The 15,425-nt window shown below is 46.4% G+C and carries 10 protein-coding genes; 7 read left to right on the plus strand and 3 right to left on the minus strand.

Features of this window, described 5'->3' with window-relative positions; all coding sequences use genetic code 11:
- The first annotated feature begins 940 nt into the window (after positions 1 to 940).
- From thrS to rnr, 4 genes are all read left to right on the plus strand, one after another.
- Entirely contained in the window at positions 941 to 2,875 is a 1,935-nt protein-coding gene (gene thrS, locus ACNFVB_RS00735) for a threonine--tRNA ligase (protein ID WP_075101251.1), read from the plus strand.
- Positions 2,876 to 2,898: 23 nt separating this feature from the next.
- Positions 2,899 to 3,402, plus strand: coding sequence for a translation initiation factor IF-3 (gene infC, locus ACNFVB_RS00740; RefSeq protein WP_105244391.1), 504 nt, complete (start codon positions 2,899 to 2,901; stop codon positions 3,400 to 3,402).
- A gap of 485 nt (positions 3,403 to 3,887) precedes the next feature.
- On the plus strand, positions 3,888 to 5,132 hold the full coding sequence (locus ACNFVB_RS00745; protein WP_288996315.1) for a toxic anion resistance protein: 1,245 nt from the start codon (positions 3,888 to 3,890) through the stop codon (positions 5,130 to 5,132).
- A gap of 141 nt (positions 5,133 to 5,273) precedes the next feature.
- Positions 5,274 to 7,550, plus strand: coding sequence for a ribonuclease R (rnr, locus tag ACNFVB_RS00750; protein ID WP_430737755.1), 2,277 nt, complete (start codon positions 5,274 to 5,276; stop codon positions 7,548 to 7,550).
- 79 nt (positions 7,551 to 7,629) lie between these two features.
- Here the strand turns inward: rnr and ACNFVB_RS00755 are convergent, their stop codons facing one another.
- From ACNFVB_RS00755 to hisA, 3 genes are all read right to left on the minus strand, one after another.
- Entirely contained in the window at positions 7,630 to 7,917 is a 288-nt protein-coding gene (locus ACNFVB_RS00755; protein ID WP_430737756.1) for a hypothetical protein, read from the minus strand.
- Positions 7,918 to 8,175: 258 nt separating this feature from the next.
- Positions 8,176 to 9,831, minus strand: a complete 1,656-nt coding sequence (locus ACNFVB_RS00760; RefSeq protein ID WP_430737757.1) for a mechanosensitive ion channel domain-containing protein — start codon at positions 9,829 to 9,831, stop codon at positions 8,176 to 8,178.
- 253 nt (positions 9,832 to 10,084) lie between these two features.
- Complete coding sequence (gene hisA, locus ACNFVB_RS00765; RefSeq protein ID WP_192995118.1) at positions 10,085 to 10,822, minus strand: 1-(5-phosphoribosyl)-5-[(5-phosphoribosylamino)methylideneamino]imidazole-4-carboxamide isomerase; 738 nt, start codon at positions 10,820 to 10,822, stop codon at positions 10,085 to 10,087.
- Between the two features lie 1,132 nt (positions 10,823 to 11,954).
- Here hisA and ACNFVB_RS00770 point away from each other — a divergent pair.
- From ACNFVB_RS00770 to ACNFVB_RS00780, 3 genes are read left to right on the plus strand one after another with little or no spacing between them, the layout of a single operon-like run.
- On the plus strand, positions 11,955 to 13,307 hold the full coding sequence (locus ACNFVB_RS00770) for a Na(+)-translocating NADH-quinone reductase subunit A (protein WP_430737758.1): 1,353 nt from the start codon (positions 11,955 to 11,957) through the stop codon (positions 13,305 to 13,307).
- A 5-nt stretch (positions 13,308 to 13,312) separates the two neighbouring features.
- The gene (locus ACNFVB_RS00775) at positions 13,313 to 14,548 is read left to right on the plus strand and encodes an NADH:ubiquinone reductase (Na(+)-transporting) subunit B (protein ID WP_288996323.1); all 1,236 of its coding nucleotides are present in this window, start codon (positions 13,313 to 13,315) and stop codon (positions 14,546 to 14,548) included.
- The gene (locus ACNFVB_RS00780; protein WP_430737759.1) at positions 14,529 to 15,425 is read left to right on the plus strand and encodes a Na(+)-translocating NADH-quinone reductase subunit C; all 897 of its coding nucleotides are present in this window, start codon (positions 14,529 to 14,531) and stop codon (positions 15,423 to 15,425) included. Before ACNFVB_RS00775 ends, ACNFVB_RS00780 begins: the two co-directional genes overlap by 20 nt.

Genomic DNA, 15,425 nt, shown 5'->3' on the forward strand with positions numbered 1-15,425 from the left:
TTATAGTTAGATTTAACTCCCGAAAAGAAGTCAAAACCAACTTTATTTTTTAGCATTCTATATCAGCAAAAATCCACACAAGTTGTTCTTTAGTTGTGCTTTTAAATAGTGTCTCTTCACTGTCGTCCAGTTAAAGAGTTATATAACTAATAACTAAGCAATGTGCTTATCGTTATTAGCGAGCCGACTATCATATCATAAAGATTTGGTTTGTCAAGCTTTTTATCTAATTTGTTTCTCAAGGTTCGCTGTGTTGTTACTATGTAATCTACCCTAGTAATGCTTAGCTTGTCCTGATGAGGTGCGTATTATATAGAGTTTCTGACGGGTGTCAACTGCTTTTTGACAAGTTTTTTAATTAATTTCGACAAAAATAAAATAGACTAGTGTTTTCAATATGTTAGCGAAAAAAATTTTTAGGACGGCGCTGCGACTTAAACCATCATCACTTCATTAGTTATATAGTGGTAGCAAAATTGGCGTTATCTATTACCTATTGAAATCTGCTTAATAAATACTTATATAGTCAATCCGATATAAACATGATGCAGCGAGATAAAACGTTATTTTTTATAGCATCGGTAATTAGGATGATTAGATAACCTTGAAGCATCAAGTGCTGCATCGATACTTGAACAGTCACCGTGCTGACGTCGCTTGTTATAATACTTTTGTCACTTTGTATCTATAGTCTACAACCTAGTGTTGCTAGGCAGTGTTTGCTATAATAGTGGCTTTTATGACACTACCTTGCAATACTAAAGTGAGTCTTTAGATAAACTGGCCAAAAGCCTGCTGTTAATATCGTCTCAACTTAGTATTTTGGGTGGTACTTTTCTTAACATATCACAGCAGTTAGATATAATTGATGCGGTCTTACGGTTATATGATTGATGGTTGCAATCATCACTGCCAACGGATCCAAAAAGGTGAATAGATTATGGTAGCGATTACTTTACCAGATGGTAGCGTAAAAAACTTTGAAGGCAATACCACCGTCATGGAAGTGGCGCAAAGTATTGGTGCAGGACTTGCCAAAGCGACGGTCGCTGGGCGCGTTGATGGTCAATTAGTCGATGCACACGATCCGATCACCCATGATGCCAAAGTTGAAATCGTGACGCCAAAAGACGCTGACGGTGTCGATATCATTCGCCACTCCTGCGCCCACTTGTTAGGTCATGCAGTAAAACAGCTCTATCCAGAGGTAAAAATGGTCATCGGACCGGTCATCGAAGATGGTTTTTATTACGACATCTATAGCGAGACGCCGTTTACCCCTGAGCATATGGAAGCCATCGAAAAACGCATGATGCAACTGATCAAGCAAGATTATGATGTCATCAAAAAAATGACACCGCGCGATGAAGTCATCAAGATATTCGAAGCGCGCGGCGAAGATTATAAGCTGAAACTGATCAATGATATGCCGGGTGAAGAAGCCTTTGGTCTGTATCACCATCAAGAATACGTCGATATGTGCCGTGGCCCGCACGTACCAAACACGCGCTTTTTGAAGGTGTTTAAACTGACCAAAATGTCGGGTGCATACTGGCGCGGTGATGCCAAAAATGAGCAGCTGCAACGTATCTATGGTACAGCGTGGGCTGATAAAAAAGACCTAAAGGCCTATATTCAGCGTATTGAAGAAGCGGAAAAACGCGACCACCGTAAAATTGGTAAAGCGCTCAATCTGTTTCATATGCAAGAGCAAGCGCCTGGTATGGTTTTTTGGCACCCTAATGGCTGGACGATTTATCAAGTGCTTGAGCAGTATATGCGCAAAGTCCAACACGATCACGGCTATGAAGAAATTAAAACACCACAAATCGTCGATCGTAGCTTGTGGGAGCGCTCAGGACACTGGGGCAACTATGCCACCAATATGTTTACCACTGCCAGCGAAAACCGTGATTATGCGGTAAAGCCAATGAACTGCCCGTGTCACGTGCAAGTATTTAACCAAGGCCTAAAGTCATATCGTGACCTGCCACTGCGTATGGCAGAGTTTGGCTCGTGTCACCGTAATGAGCCTTCAGGTTCGCTACATGGTTTGATGCGCGTACGCGGCTTTACGCAAGATGATGCGCATATCTTCTGTACTGCAGCACAAATTCAGCAAGAGGTCGCTGACTTTATTAAACTGACCCTAAAAGTCTACGAAGACTTCGGCTTTGACAACATCATCATGAAGCTCTCCACCCGCCCTGAAAAACGTGTCGGCTCTGATGAGTCTTGGGATTTTGCCGAAAAAGCTTTGGCCGATGCTCTCGACAGCTCAGGTCTCGATTGGGAATATTTGCCGGGTGAAGGCGCGTTTTATGGTCCGAAGATTGAATTTAGTCTAAAAGACTCTTTAGGCCGCGTCTGGCAGTGTGGTACCATTCAGGTCGACCCCAATATGCCTGAGCGTCTTGATGCCGAATTCGTCAACGAACAAAACGAGCGTGAAACCCCCATCATGCTACACCGTGCTATCTTAGGATCGTTCGAGCGTTTCATCGGTATTTTGATCGAACACTATGCCGGTTGGATGCCAGTATGGCTTGCACCCAAGCAAGTGGTGGTGATGAATATCACTGACAAGCAAGCAGAGGCTTGTGAAAATGTGGTTAATGAGCTGAAAAACGTCGGTATTCGAGCCGTTAGCGACTTGCGTAACGAAAAGATTGGATTTAAGATACGAGAGAAAACATTAGAACGTATCCCCTATATGCTAGTATTAGGGGATAAAGAGATTGAAACGGGCAGCGTCAATGTCCGGACGCGTGAAGGCGAAAACCTTGGCGTGATGAGTATCTCTGACTTTATGGCATTAGTACAGACCGCTGTCGGTAAAAAAGGCCGACAGACCCCAAAAACAGATGAGGAGTAATACCTATTAAACAGTCCAACCGTTTGAACATCAACGAAGATATCAAAGTCAAAGAAGTCCGACTCGTCAAAGAAGACGGCGAACAAATGGGCGTGGTCGATATCGAAACCGCGATGAAAGCGGCGCGTGATGAAAACTTAGATTTGGTCGAATTGGTTCCTGAAGCAAAGCCGCCTGTATGTAAGATCATGGATTATAAGCACTTCTTATATGATCAAAAACAAAAGGCCAAAGAAGCTAAGAAAAACCAAAAGCAGACTCAGCTTAAAGAGATGAAACTACGCCCTAGTACTGAAGAGGCGGATTATCAAGTTAAGCTGCGTAAAATCATTAGTTTCTTAGAAAATCAAGATAAGGTTAAGATTAGTATTCGTTTCCGTGGACGCGAAATGGCGCACCAAGATATTGGTCGCAAGCAACTTGACCGCATCATTGAAGATACCGCTGATATCTCAAACGTCGAACAATATCCTAAGATGGAAGGTCGTCAGATGGGTATGCTGCTCGGCCCAACTAAGAAAAAGTGATCGACTAACCAGATTGCTATTAGTTAGTGGCAGCTATTAATCGGCATGCTAATCCGTCGATGTTAGATAAGTCGATATTGATTAATATGGATACTTATACTGTTGACCATCAATATGCTACGGGATATTGATGGTTTTTTTGTACATAGGCTTCTCTGCCTATTTATCATAAGCAGTGATACTGCCTTTATTAGCCATGGCTTTTATCACCTATAGTGTTTATCAGTTATAGCGTTTTTAAACACTGTTTTTGGCATCACAAGCTGACGCTATTTTACAAAACCTCTCTTCTCAAGCTTTTCATTACCAGTTAGTCTAAAGCTCAATGGCTCTGTATTTATTCGGCTTTATATAAACCACAGGCTGTGACATACAGGCCGCGACTTGTCTTTTAAATAAGACAATACCCGATATAGTCGACACTACATAAACCGCACGGATGATGTATTACTGATTTTTTCCCTCTAGATATTATAGGAAACTTTATGCAAGAATTGACGCCACCAGAAAATGCCGCTGCGCCAAGCATTTCACTGACGCCGCCTGAGCCCGTCAAAGAAATACAAAAGAGTGAAGCCGACCAGATGGTAACCCTCGATAAAAGCCAGATACCAGAGCTCGATGCTAAAGTTGATGCTTTTGTCGATCATGTCATCACCAACTCTGTACATAGCCCTGAGTTTCAACAAAACGTCCAGTCCATACACAACTTAGGCAATAAAGAGATTCGTGAGTCCGCACAAGTCTCTAATCGTATGCTCGAGCTGCCAGCAAAAAGCATCAACGACAATTTGTTTGATAACTCCCCCATCGCCAAATCTCTGACAGAGCTGCGCGGTATCGTCGAAGATTTGGACCCTAGCAAAAAAGATTTGACCAGCTCACGCAAGCTGTTTGGCCTTATTCCTTTTGGCAACAAGGTTCAAGATTACTTTCGTCAATACGAGTCAGCGCAGTCACATATCAATGCCGTCGTGACCAGTCTCTATAACGGCAAAGACGAGCTGCTCAAAGACAATGCCATGATCGAGCAAGAAAAAGTCAATATGTGGGAGCTGATGCAATCGATTCGTCAGTACATTTATGTGGGCAAAAAAATCGATGAGCAGTTGGAGCAAAAAGTCTATGCCATCGAGGCGACTGACCCAGAAAAAGCACGCATCATCAAAGAAGAGATGCTGTTTTATGTGCGCCAAAAAAACACCGACTTTTTGACGCAGTTGGCCGTCAACGTCCAAGGTTATTTGGCGCTTGATACCATTCGCAAAAACAATCTGGAGCTGATCAAAGGTGTCGATCGCGCGACCACGACGACCATCTCAGCGCTCCGCACGGCGGTGGTTGTCGCACAAGCGATGACCAATCAAAAACTGGTACTTGATCAAATCACTGCGCTGAATAAAACCACCAGCAGTTTGATCGAATCGACCTCTGCGATGCTCAAACGTCAATCGGGCGAGATCCATGAGCAGGCGACCAGCAGCAGTATCGAGCTTGATAAACTGCAAAACGCCTTCAATAATGTCTATGATACGATGGACATGATCAGCAATTATAAAGTTGAAGCGCTAGAAAATATGAAGCAAACGGTCAATACCTTGACCACTGAGGTCGATAAAGCACAAAAATATCTCGACAAATCCAATCAGACCACGGTGCTAGAGGTCTCAAAGGAATTAGACAGCAAAAAAATCACTGATAAGTCTAGTGCGGTGGATATCGATATTTGATGGGCTTTTTCAGCTGTCTTCTGTAAAAGCAGACAGCTTATTGCGACTTAATACAGATTAGGCGATTGACGCAAGATATTGCCTCGTCGTTCGTGTTAAGATAGCCATTATTAATAATTTTAAAAATAGATACGGTAATTTATGAGTTGGAACGATCCAAACGCCTCAAGTGAGGCAAAAAGATATGACAATCCTATCCCTAGTCGCGAGCTGATACTGAGCACGATTAATGAGCATGGCGAAGTCACTCACAAGCAGCTGGCGCAGATCTTTGAGATTGAAGATCCAGATCAGTTTGATGCGCTGGGCAATCGCCTAAAAGCCATGGCACGCGACGGTCAAGTAAGCCGTGAAGGTCGTCCTTATCGTTATCGGACAGTGACCAAGCAAGATGTGGTCACCGGTACTGTGTCTGCGCACCCCAAAGGTTTTGGCTTTGTGCTATTAGAAGACATGCCCGATTTGTTTTTGCACGAAAAACAAATGCGTTGGGTATTTAACGGCGATACAGTAGCCGCAATCGGCACCTCAACAGACAACCGCGGTCGCACCGAAGGCCGCATCGTCGATATCATAGAGCGTCGTCAAAACAACTTCATCGGTACGCTAGCACGTGATGACGAAGGTTACTGTGTCGAGCTTGGTAGTCCAAACCATCACCAACCCATTACTGTCACTGATGACAACGTACAGGCTCTAAACGCCAAGCAAGGCGCACCCGTTAAAATCGACATCATCGATTGGCCAAACCAGCACGAGTTTGCTACTGGCAAAATCACTGAAGTTCTCTCCGATGACAACGACCGCGAGCTGATCATCGAAACGACGTTACTTAATTATGATATTCCATCAGAATTTAGTGAAGCGGCTCTCAAGCAAGCCAATGATTACGAGGAGCCTACTGACAAAGACCTAAAGGGCCGTACTGACTTACGTCACTTACCCCTAGTTACCATCGATGGTGAAGACGCACGCGACTTCGACGATGCGGTATATGCCGAAAAACGTTCAGGCGGTAACTACCGCGTCTTAGTGGCTATCGCGGATGTCAGCCACTACGTCACGCCAAACTCGCCGTTAGATAAAGACGCGTATGAGCGCGGTACGTCAGTATACTTCCCGCATCGTGTCATTCCGATGCTCCCTGAAGTATTGTCGAATGGTCTTTGTTCGCTAAACCCTGATCGTGATCGCCTATGTATGGTGGCTGATATCAAGATATCGCGCGCTGGTAAAATCACAGGCTATGAGTTTTATCCAGGTGTGATGCACTCACAAGCACGCTTGACGTACAACCAAGTCAACGCGTATTTTGACAATCCAAAAGACAAAAGCGTGCCTGATTCTTTGACAGGCAATAAAGACGTCAAAAAATCAATTGATACACTGCATCAACTCTATGAGCTGCTTTTGAAAAAACGCGAAGAGCGTCATGCGATGGAGTTTGAGACAGTAGAGACCTATATTAAGTTTGATGAAAAAGGTGGCATTGAAGCAATATTGCCACGTACGCGCGGCGATGCGCAAAAGCTGATCGAAGAATGTATGCTACTGGCCAATACTTGTGCGGCAAACTTTGCTCTCAAGCATGAGCTGCCTGTCTTGTATCGTAACCACGATCGGCCAGATAGCGAAAAATCCATGCGTATCCATGAGTACGCCAAAAACTTTGGTTTGAGCTTCCCAGAAGAGAGCCCAACGCAGGCCGATTACCAGCGTATCATCGAAGCCACCAAAGACAGACCCGATGCCATTAGCATCCACAGCATGCTGCTGCGCTCGATGATGCAGGCCAACTACGCGCCTGACAACATCGGTCACTTTGGCTTGGCGTATGACGAGTACAGTCACTTTACCTCGCCTATCCGCCGTTATCCTGATTTGATGCTACATCGTGCGATCAAGGCAAAAGTCACGGGTAGCAAACAGCCAGTGATGGATTTTTCACTCGAAGACGCAGGCACGCAAACCTCAGATACCGAGCGCCGCGCCGAAAAAGCCTCGCGTTTTGTGGAGTCATGGCTCAAATGTCACTACATGAAAGATCATGTCGGTGAAGAGTTCAATGGCGTGGTGACCACCGTGACGAGCTTTGGCTTATTTGTCACCTTGACTGACTTGTATATCGACGGTCTGGTGCATATCTCAAACGTCGGTGATGACTTTTTTGTCTATGATGAGACGCAGCAGCAGCTTATCGGTAAAGACAAAGGTACGCTGTTTGGTCTGGGCGATTTGGTCAAAGTCAAAGTCGCAGGCGTTAATATGGACTTGCTACAAATCGACTTTGATTTACAAGCCAAGCTACAAGCCAGTGAGATGAACCAAACCAAAAAAGACCAAGCTAAAAAACCACCAGCCAAAAAATCACCAGCTAAAAAGAGCAGCAATCGCAAAGGCTCAAGCAAAAAAAGCTAAGCTATATAAGATGTGGTAGATAAAAAGGTATTGATAAAAAAGGCTAACCCAGTGTTAGCCTTTTTTTGTTCCCGTTACGCTACTGGGCTTTAGCCACTTGCGCGACTCGCTGCTGCTCGGCTCGCTGTGCTTGCTCTATCTGCGCGGTGGCATCATCCAAGATAGCCTTGGGCTGCTGACCTAACGGCTGATTGGCAATATTTTCGCCAGTGTTTGCACCTGCATCTGTCGCAGTCGCCGACTCAGCGCTATTATTGTTTACTAGTATCTCTCTGTGCTTATCACGCTGATGCCCGCTTATCAGATTAAAACCCAATAATACCACCATGCCCATAAGTGCAAAGATAATCAAATGTTTCATTTGCATAAAAGTGTCTCGTTTCTAGATAGTCATCAAATATCTATTTTATTGCACTTTTTATGCCGTTTTTTAGGGCGTGTTCGCATTTTAAAAATGGTGATAAAAATGAGATAAACTGCCGCTAAACATTTGCCACTAAACAAGGAAGATAGCGCATATAATCTCGAGATATTAGTCAGCTATTTGACCCTGTTTGGCCAGATTTAGCCATTTTTCATTCACTTAGATGGCTATCGATTGAGTTGCGGACAGGCGCTAAGCTGATTATTCTTGCGGGCTATTGTTATTTAGCAAATCAGTCTCATCTGAGTTTTCGGCGATTTCTTGCTCGACCTTTTCCATCAGCTTATCATCGGGGCGGGCATCGAGGACATCGCTGGCACTGCGGCCTTGCAGAATAGTTTTGGCACGCGCTTTTGCTTGCTCTTTATCTTTATCATCGGTGGAGCTTGGCGCTTGATTGCTTGAGGTAGCGCTGGGCACGGTGGTCGTAAGAGTAGCACCCGAGGTGGCGTTGTTTTGTGGCATATGCTCAAAAGCTTGCTCTAATTTATGGTTAAAACGCAGTCGATAAATGGGCTCAGGTAAGCTAAAGCCTTCATTTTCTAGCGCGTGCTTAGTCTCGCGAATAGCGATACTACGCGCTTTAGAAAAATCGGTCTCGGATTGATCCACCCATACCTGAAACTCTAAAATGATATTTGAGTCGCCTACATTGGTAATGACGGCAATCGCTTTTGGCTCATCTAAGACAAACGCCAACTGGTGTATCGCATCTAGTCCAACCTTGATGGCTGCCAGCGGGTCATCGTTGGCGTCCACACCCAGCTCAAAAGTAAAGCGGCGCTCAGGGTTTTTGGTGTAATTTAGAATAGTACCTTTAAAGACCTCGGCATTCGGAATGCGCAGCTGGTTGCCATCTAAGGTCATCAAAATAGTCGCCCGCGATGTCAGGCGCACGACGATACCCTCTTGCCCATTGATGACAATGTGGTCACGCGCGCGAAACGGTTGCCGGATGCTAAGCATGAGTGAGGCAATATAGTTTTCAATCGTGTCTTTGACCGCAAAACCAACCGCGATACCGATCACGCCTGCCCCGCCAAGTAGCGTACCCAAGACAGTCTCTGCGCCGATCAGACTCAGCGCCAAGATCAGACCAAAAATGATAAAAATAACTTTGATGGTTTGAGCCAGTAGCTCTGCCACAAATGGATTTGGCGTCAGACGTTGCCACATGTTTTTGCGATTGGAGAGCCAGCTGCCAAACCAAGTCACCAAGGCAAATAGCACTATACCGACCAATAGTAGCGGCAATGCCTTCACTAGATTGGTCACCTGTGCTTTTAGACCTTGATAGACAGTGGTAACGTTGTCTTGCACATCGAGGGTACGATTGATTCGGTCTTCGACCGTGACCACATCTGTCAAGCGATTGGTCAAGTTGATGGCTTGCTGCGCCTTTTTTTCATTGGGCGTCTCTCCCGTCAGGGTAACCACCCCTTGCGTCACGCTGACATTGACCGCTTGCAACCCGTCTATTTCTGAAAATATGCCAGTGATACGTTGGCGGATATCATTGTCTTTTTGCGGAGTCGGCGTGGTCTCGATTTGCGCGTTATTGGTACTCTCACCACTGATGATAGGCGGCGGGTCAGTCTCAGGTGATGGCTCTATGATCTCTGGCGTCTCAGCTATGCTGTCAGAGGTAGCAGGTGCTGGCTCGGTATTGTCTTCATCAAGCGCTTCTGCATTGTCAACATTGTCACCGCTGAGCGCAGCGCTAATGGAGGCAGCGTCTTCAATAGCTGCATGAGCTGGCAGTTGACCAAGCAGCGCCAATAGCAACAGCAGCTGACCACATATACTGGCCAGACAGCGGATGATGGTGGGCGTTTTTTGCGTGAGATAAATCGACATAAGCATCCTTTGCTTGTTGCATCATTGCCAAAACCTCAAGGTCTTATGCAAGCGTGGTTCCTGCTCTTTGTCTTACTTTATCAGCTAGGCGCGAGTCTATCTACGATAAAGTAAACATACGGCTATGTGCTTGACGCCGCCGCTATGGCGCAGCAAACAGATAGCCGTAGTGCGTTGCCTATCCTCGCCATTGAGCGCTGAGCCCAGCAAGTAAGAACCTAGCGAGTAATTTTTTAGCAAATCTTAGGTGAGCTTAGCTGTCTAGATATGCTTGAGCAGCACGCAAATCAAGTGTGCCTTCGTAGATGGCGCGGCCGGTGATGATACCCTCGATACAGTCGCCATAGGGTTTTAGTAGCTCGATGTCTTTTATGTCGGTCACGCCGCCTGAGGCAATCACAGGCAGGCCACCTTCGCGAGCTAGATTGACTGTCTGTTCGACGTTGACGCCTTGCATCATACCGTCACGGGCGATGTCGGTATAGACGATTGACGATACGCCTACATCGGCAAAGCGCTTGGCCAGCTCGGTAGCGCGAGTATCAGTGACATTTGCCCAGCCATGGGTCGCCACCATACCGTCTTTGGCATCGATACCCACGATGATATGTCCTGCAAACTCACGGCAAGCTTCAGTGACAAAGTCGGGATCTTCGACTGCTTTGGTGCCGATAATAATATACGTCAAACCTGCAGTGATGTACTGCTCGATGGTGTTCATATTGCGCACACCGCCGCCCAACTGGATAGGCAGAGTTGGATAAGCCTTGGCGATGTCATTGACCACTTGTCTGTGTACTGGTACCCCATCAAACGCGCCATTTAAGTCCACCAAATGTAAGCGGCGCGCACCTTCTTCTACCCAGCGCGCCGCCATGGCCACAGGATCGTCAGAAAACACCGTATCATCCTCCATACGGCCTTGCTTTAAGCGCACACATTTACCATCTTTTAAATCAATCGCCGGAATAATGACAGGCACAGCACACATAGGACATTCCTTATAACGCACAAATAAAATAAGTAATCAACATATCACTGAATCAAAATATGACTGATATCGAAATACCATCTAGACAGCCACTTGATATATCGCTGATGACAGAGCTATACCGCAGACCATTTCGAAATCAGTGGCTGACAAAATCAGTCAGAATATAGTATCAGTAAATTCTCTTCGTGTTGGCTCAAATCTGAATAATTCAAACAACGAATAATGCCAAAAACTTAACAATCATAACCATAAGTTTTAGCAGACGGAATCACTGGCAACATTAGGTAAATTCACTTACCGGCTGGCAATTTTAGGTCAATTTAGCGTATAATCCTAGGTAAATTTGTATTTGTTTCTATATGATAGCAACCATGCGCCACACTTTTTTTCAGTTAACCATCACTGAAGTGCTCATGGCGGTCAGGATGAATCGAGCAACAGCTAAATGAACCAGTACAATATTGGCTGACAGTTGGCTAAAAGGGTTAACGTAACAATCTTCAATGCCAGTCTGAGAGCAGACTGCGCTACGCCATTACCCTTGAGACGTCTTTTTATATATCTCCCTTACATCCCTATCATGAGATAACGCCTTAGACAGTCACTCCTATATTCCCAGCGGCAGATGGTCATATATCGTATGTCTACCAGCGGCAGGGCTAGTGTGACTTCGACCAGTTTATCTATCTTTGTAGATTACTTGGCTGCGTTTTTATGTCATTGGCTCTGTAACAAAAAGCCAGTTCATAAAGCGACAATCGTGCTGGTTTACAGGTTTTAATTTTCAATGAAACGTATGATGGAGCTGTTTACGATCAATGCAGTCGCTTTTGGCCAATGCCCAAAGTGAGTGCGTTTGGTTTGATGGTTTTAGCATACACCTTGGTAGCCAGTCGCCAACTTTGGTAATTCGAATAAGACATTAACGTGTTGTTAAGGAGTCTAAGGTCAGCGTTAATACTCTTACTAGCAGTGATATTCTTGCGTTGTTTTCAAAGCCTTATGTATCTCTATCCTACTATAGGAATAGCGAGTTGAGGGCTTTATTAAATGACGCAGATGTTCATGCTACCGATATACCAAACAGGACGTCTGGTATCGTTTTAGACTATGGACTAAGTTTTCGCTTATGATTACCATCAAAAAAGGTTTGGATTTGCCCATCACCGGTGAACCCTCCCGCGAGATATCTGAGCACCAACCAACACATGTAGCAGTCATTGGCTATGATTATGTGGGTATGAAACCCACAATGAATGTCAAAGAAGGTGATGTCGTAGCTAAAGGCCAGCCCGTTTTTGAAGACAAAAAACGTGTTGGTGTTATCTACACTGCCCCTGCTGCTGGTAAAGTCGTCGCGATCAATCGCGGCGAGCGCCGAGTGTTTGAAAGCCTTGTGATTGCGGTCGACCCAAACGGTGAAGAAGTAGACTTCGAGCGCTATGACTCCCAGCAACTTGCTGACCTAGACTCGAAGGTCGTTGAAACCCAACTGCTGGCCTCTGGCGAATGGACTGCGTTTCGTACGCGCCCCTATAGCCGCGCACCAGAAATCGGTGCCCGTCCGCATGCCATCTTTGTCACCGCGATGGATACCAATCCACTTGCGTTTGACCCGATGCTGCTGATCAATGAGGAGCTGCAAGCGTTCAATGACGGCCTCGCAGTATTATCTACCCTCAGCCCTAAGACTTTTGTCTGTCATCATGGTGATGCTAGCCTGACGCCCGTTGCAAAAACCGCGGCAAACAACGTCACTGAGTATCATAGTTTTGCAGGTAAGCACCCAGCAGGACTCGCCGGCACGCACATTCACTTTTTGCATCCAATCATGCGCGATGTCACCGTTTGGACGATTGGCTATCAAGATGTGATTGCTATCGGTAAGCTATTTACCACTGGCCGCTTGTACACGCGCCGTATGATTAGCTTGGCAGGCCCTGCAGTCAATACGCCACATCTGATCGCAACCGAACGCGGTGCTGACATCACAGCATTGACCAAAGGCCAACTGGCCGCTGGTGAAAACCGTGTCATTTCAGGCTCAGTGCTGTCAGGACGCAAGGTATTTAGCAGCATCGCTTATCTTGGCCGCTTTCACAACCAAGTCAGCGCCCTACCTGAAGGCCGTGAGCGTCCAGCATTTCACTTCTTTACCGTTGGTAAAAACCGCTTCTCTAAACTGCCGATCTATATCTCGCAGTTTTTTGGTGGCAAAAAATACAACTTCACCACCACCAGCAACGGCTCACCGCGTGCGATGGTACCCATCGGTGTCTATGAAGAAGTCATGCCGCAAGATTATCTGCCAACACAGCTACTACGTGCCTTGATTGTTGAGGATATCGTTAGCGCCGTTGATTTGGGCGCACTCGAATTGGACGAAGAAGATTTGGCATTATGCACCTTCGTCTCTCCTGGCAAATATGAATTCGGTGATATCTTGCGTGATAACTTAACGCGCATTGAGCTGGAGGGCTAACCACGATGAAATTTTTACACAATATGTTCGATCGTATGGAGCCGTCTTTTACCAAGGGTGGCAAACACGAAAAGTACTATGCCGTCTTTGAGATGTTCGATACGTTTTTGCGTCAGCCAGGTACCACTACCTACGCCTCGTCACACGTGCGCGATGGTATCGACCTCAAACGCATCATGATTACCGTCTGGCTCTGTACCTTCCCTGCGATGTTTTGGGGTATGTACAATATCGGCCACCAAGCATTAACCGCCATCGCTCAGTTAGGCTTGCAACCTGAAGGCTGGCGCACGGTCATCACCAACATGGCAGGCTACAACCCAGATAGTATTTGGGCCAGCTTTGTCTATGGGGCCATGCAGTTCTTACCCATTTATATCGTCACCTTCGCGGTTGGTATTCTCTGTGAGATTATCTTTGCCGTGGTGCGCGGCCATGAAGTCAACGAAGGTTTCTTTGTGACCTCAGTACTCTTCGCGCTTTGTCTACCGCCAGATATCCCATTATGGCAAGTCGCCTTGGGTATCATCTTTGGTGTGGTCGTGGCAAAAGAGGTCTTCGGTGGTACGGGTAAAAACTTCCTAAACCCTGCCCTATCAGGTCGTGCCTTCCTCTACTTTGCTTATCCAGCATATATGTCTGGTGACTCAATCTGGACGGCGGTGGACGGCTTCTCTGGCGCGACCCCGCTTGGTCTTGCAGCGCTTGGCGTCGCTCCACAAGATTTCGTCGATGTCTATGGCAATGCCATCACTTGGAGTGATGCGTTCTTGGGCAACATGCAAGGCAGTATCGGTGAAGTCTCTACGCTCGCTATCCTCATGGGTGCGGCCGTACTACTGTGGACACGTATCGCCTCATGGCGCATCATGGCAGGCTGTGTGGTCGGCCTCATCGCCACCTCGCTGGTCTTTAATATGATCGGCTCAGAAGACAATCTGATGATGAATCTGCCGTTTTATTGGCACTTGGTCATCGGTGGCTTCGCTTTCGGTGCGGTATTTATGGCAACCGATCCTGTCTCTGCTGCGCATACCAATAAAGGCCGCTGGGCGTATGGCATCTTGATTGGTTTTATGACCGTATTGATTCGCGTCGTCAACCCAGCCTTCCCAGAAGGTATCATGCTGGCCATTTTATTCGCCAACTTATTTGCTCCATTGTTTGATTACTTTGTTACCCAAGCAAACATCAAACGCCAAACTGCTCGGAGGGTTCGTTATGTCCAAGCCCAAAAGTAATAACGCAAAAACCATCAGCGTTGCACTGACGCTATGTTTGGTGTGCTCTGTATTGGTCTCGGCAGTTGCTGTGGGTCTAAAACCAGCACAAATCGAAAACGCTCGCTTAGACCGTAACAAAAACATCCTCGTTGCCGCCGGCATGTACAATGCTGAGTCAGATACTGCAAGCGATGTGGCTGAGCGTTTTAAAGATTTTGATGTCGAGATCATCGACCTAAATACAGGTGACTATCTCGATGATGAGGCGCTAAAAGCCGCTGGCATCCCTGATCGCAACGCCTATGACGCCAGTCAAGCGACCAAAAACCAAGCTTTGAGTGAAGACTTGGGCGACAACGATCCTGCTGGTATTGGCCGTAAACCCAAATATGCCAAAGTCTACGTAAAAAGCGACGACGCTGGCAATCCTGAACTGGTGGTACTACCGATTCAAGGCTATGGCCTATGGGGCACGATCTATGGTTTCTTAACGCTTGAGAGCGACATGAATACCATCAAAGGTATCAGTTTTTATGAGCATAAAGAAACCCCAGGGCTCGGTGCTCGTATCGAAGAGCCAGAGTGGCGCGCCCAATGGAGTGGCATCCAGTCGTATGACGAAGATGGCAATGTGGCCACTGGCGTGACCAAAGCTGGCACACCAAAAGACAACTGGGTCGATGGCATCAGCGGTGCAACCTTAACGGGTCGCGGTGTCAGCAATATGATTCAGTTTTGGCTGGGTGAGCAAGGCTACAAGCCTTATCTAGATAAGCTGCGCCAAGACAGTGGTCAAACGATTGACAATGCAGACACACAAGCCAGTCAAGCGACGCTGACAGCTGAACCGAACACCGAACTGGCAGCGCCAGTAGTAAACGGCAAGGAGGCATAA

It is taken from the genome of Psychrobacter sp. VH5 (assembly GCF_050572635.1).
Lineage (GTDB): Bacteria > Pseudomonadota > Gammaproteobacteria > Pseudomonadales > Moraxellaceae > Psychrobacter > Psychrobacter celer.

Excerpts from the sequence above, each read along its gene's own strand:
- thrS (WP_075101251.1), top strand. The coding sequence starts at position 941 with ATGGTAGCGATTACTTTACCAGATGGTAGCGTAAAAAACTTTGAAGGC.
- ACNFVB_RS00745 (WP_288996315.1), top strand. The coding sequence starts at position 3,888 with ATGCAAGAATTGACGCCACCAGAAAATGCCGCTGCGCCAAGCATTTCA.
- rnr (WP_430737755.1), top strand. The coding sequence starts at position 5,274 with ATGAGTTGGAACGATCCAAACGCCTCAAGTGAGGCAAAAAGATATGAC.
- ACNFVB_RS00755 (WP_430737756.1), bottom strand. The coding sequence starts at position 7,917 with ATGCAAATGAAACATTTGATTATCTTTGCACTTATGGGCATGGTGGTA.
- ACNFVB_RS00760 (WP_430737757.1), bottom strand. The coding sequence starts at position 9,831 with ATGTCGATTTATCTCACGCAAAAAACGCCCACCATCATCCGCTGTCTG.
- hisA (WP_192995118.1), bottom strand. The coding sequence starts at position 10,822 with ATGTGTGCTGTGCCTGTCATTATTCCGGCGATTGATTTAAAAGATGGT.
- ACNFVB_RS00770 (WP_430737758.1), top strand. The coding sequence starts at position 11,955 with ATGATTACCATCAAAAAAGGTTTGGATTTGCCCATCACCGGTGAACCC.
- ACNFVB_RS00775 (WP_288996323.1), top strand. The coding sequence starts at position 13,313 with ATGAAATTTTTACACAATATGTTCGATCGTATGGAGCCGTCTTTTACC.
- ACNFVB_RS00780 (WP_430737759.1), top strand. The coding sequence starts at position 14,529 with ATGTCCAAGCCCAAAAGTAATAACGCAAAAACCATCAGCGTTGCACTG.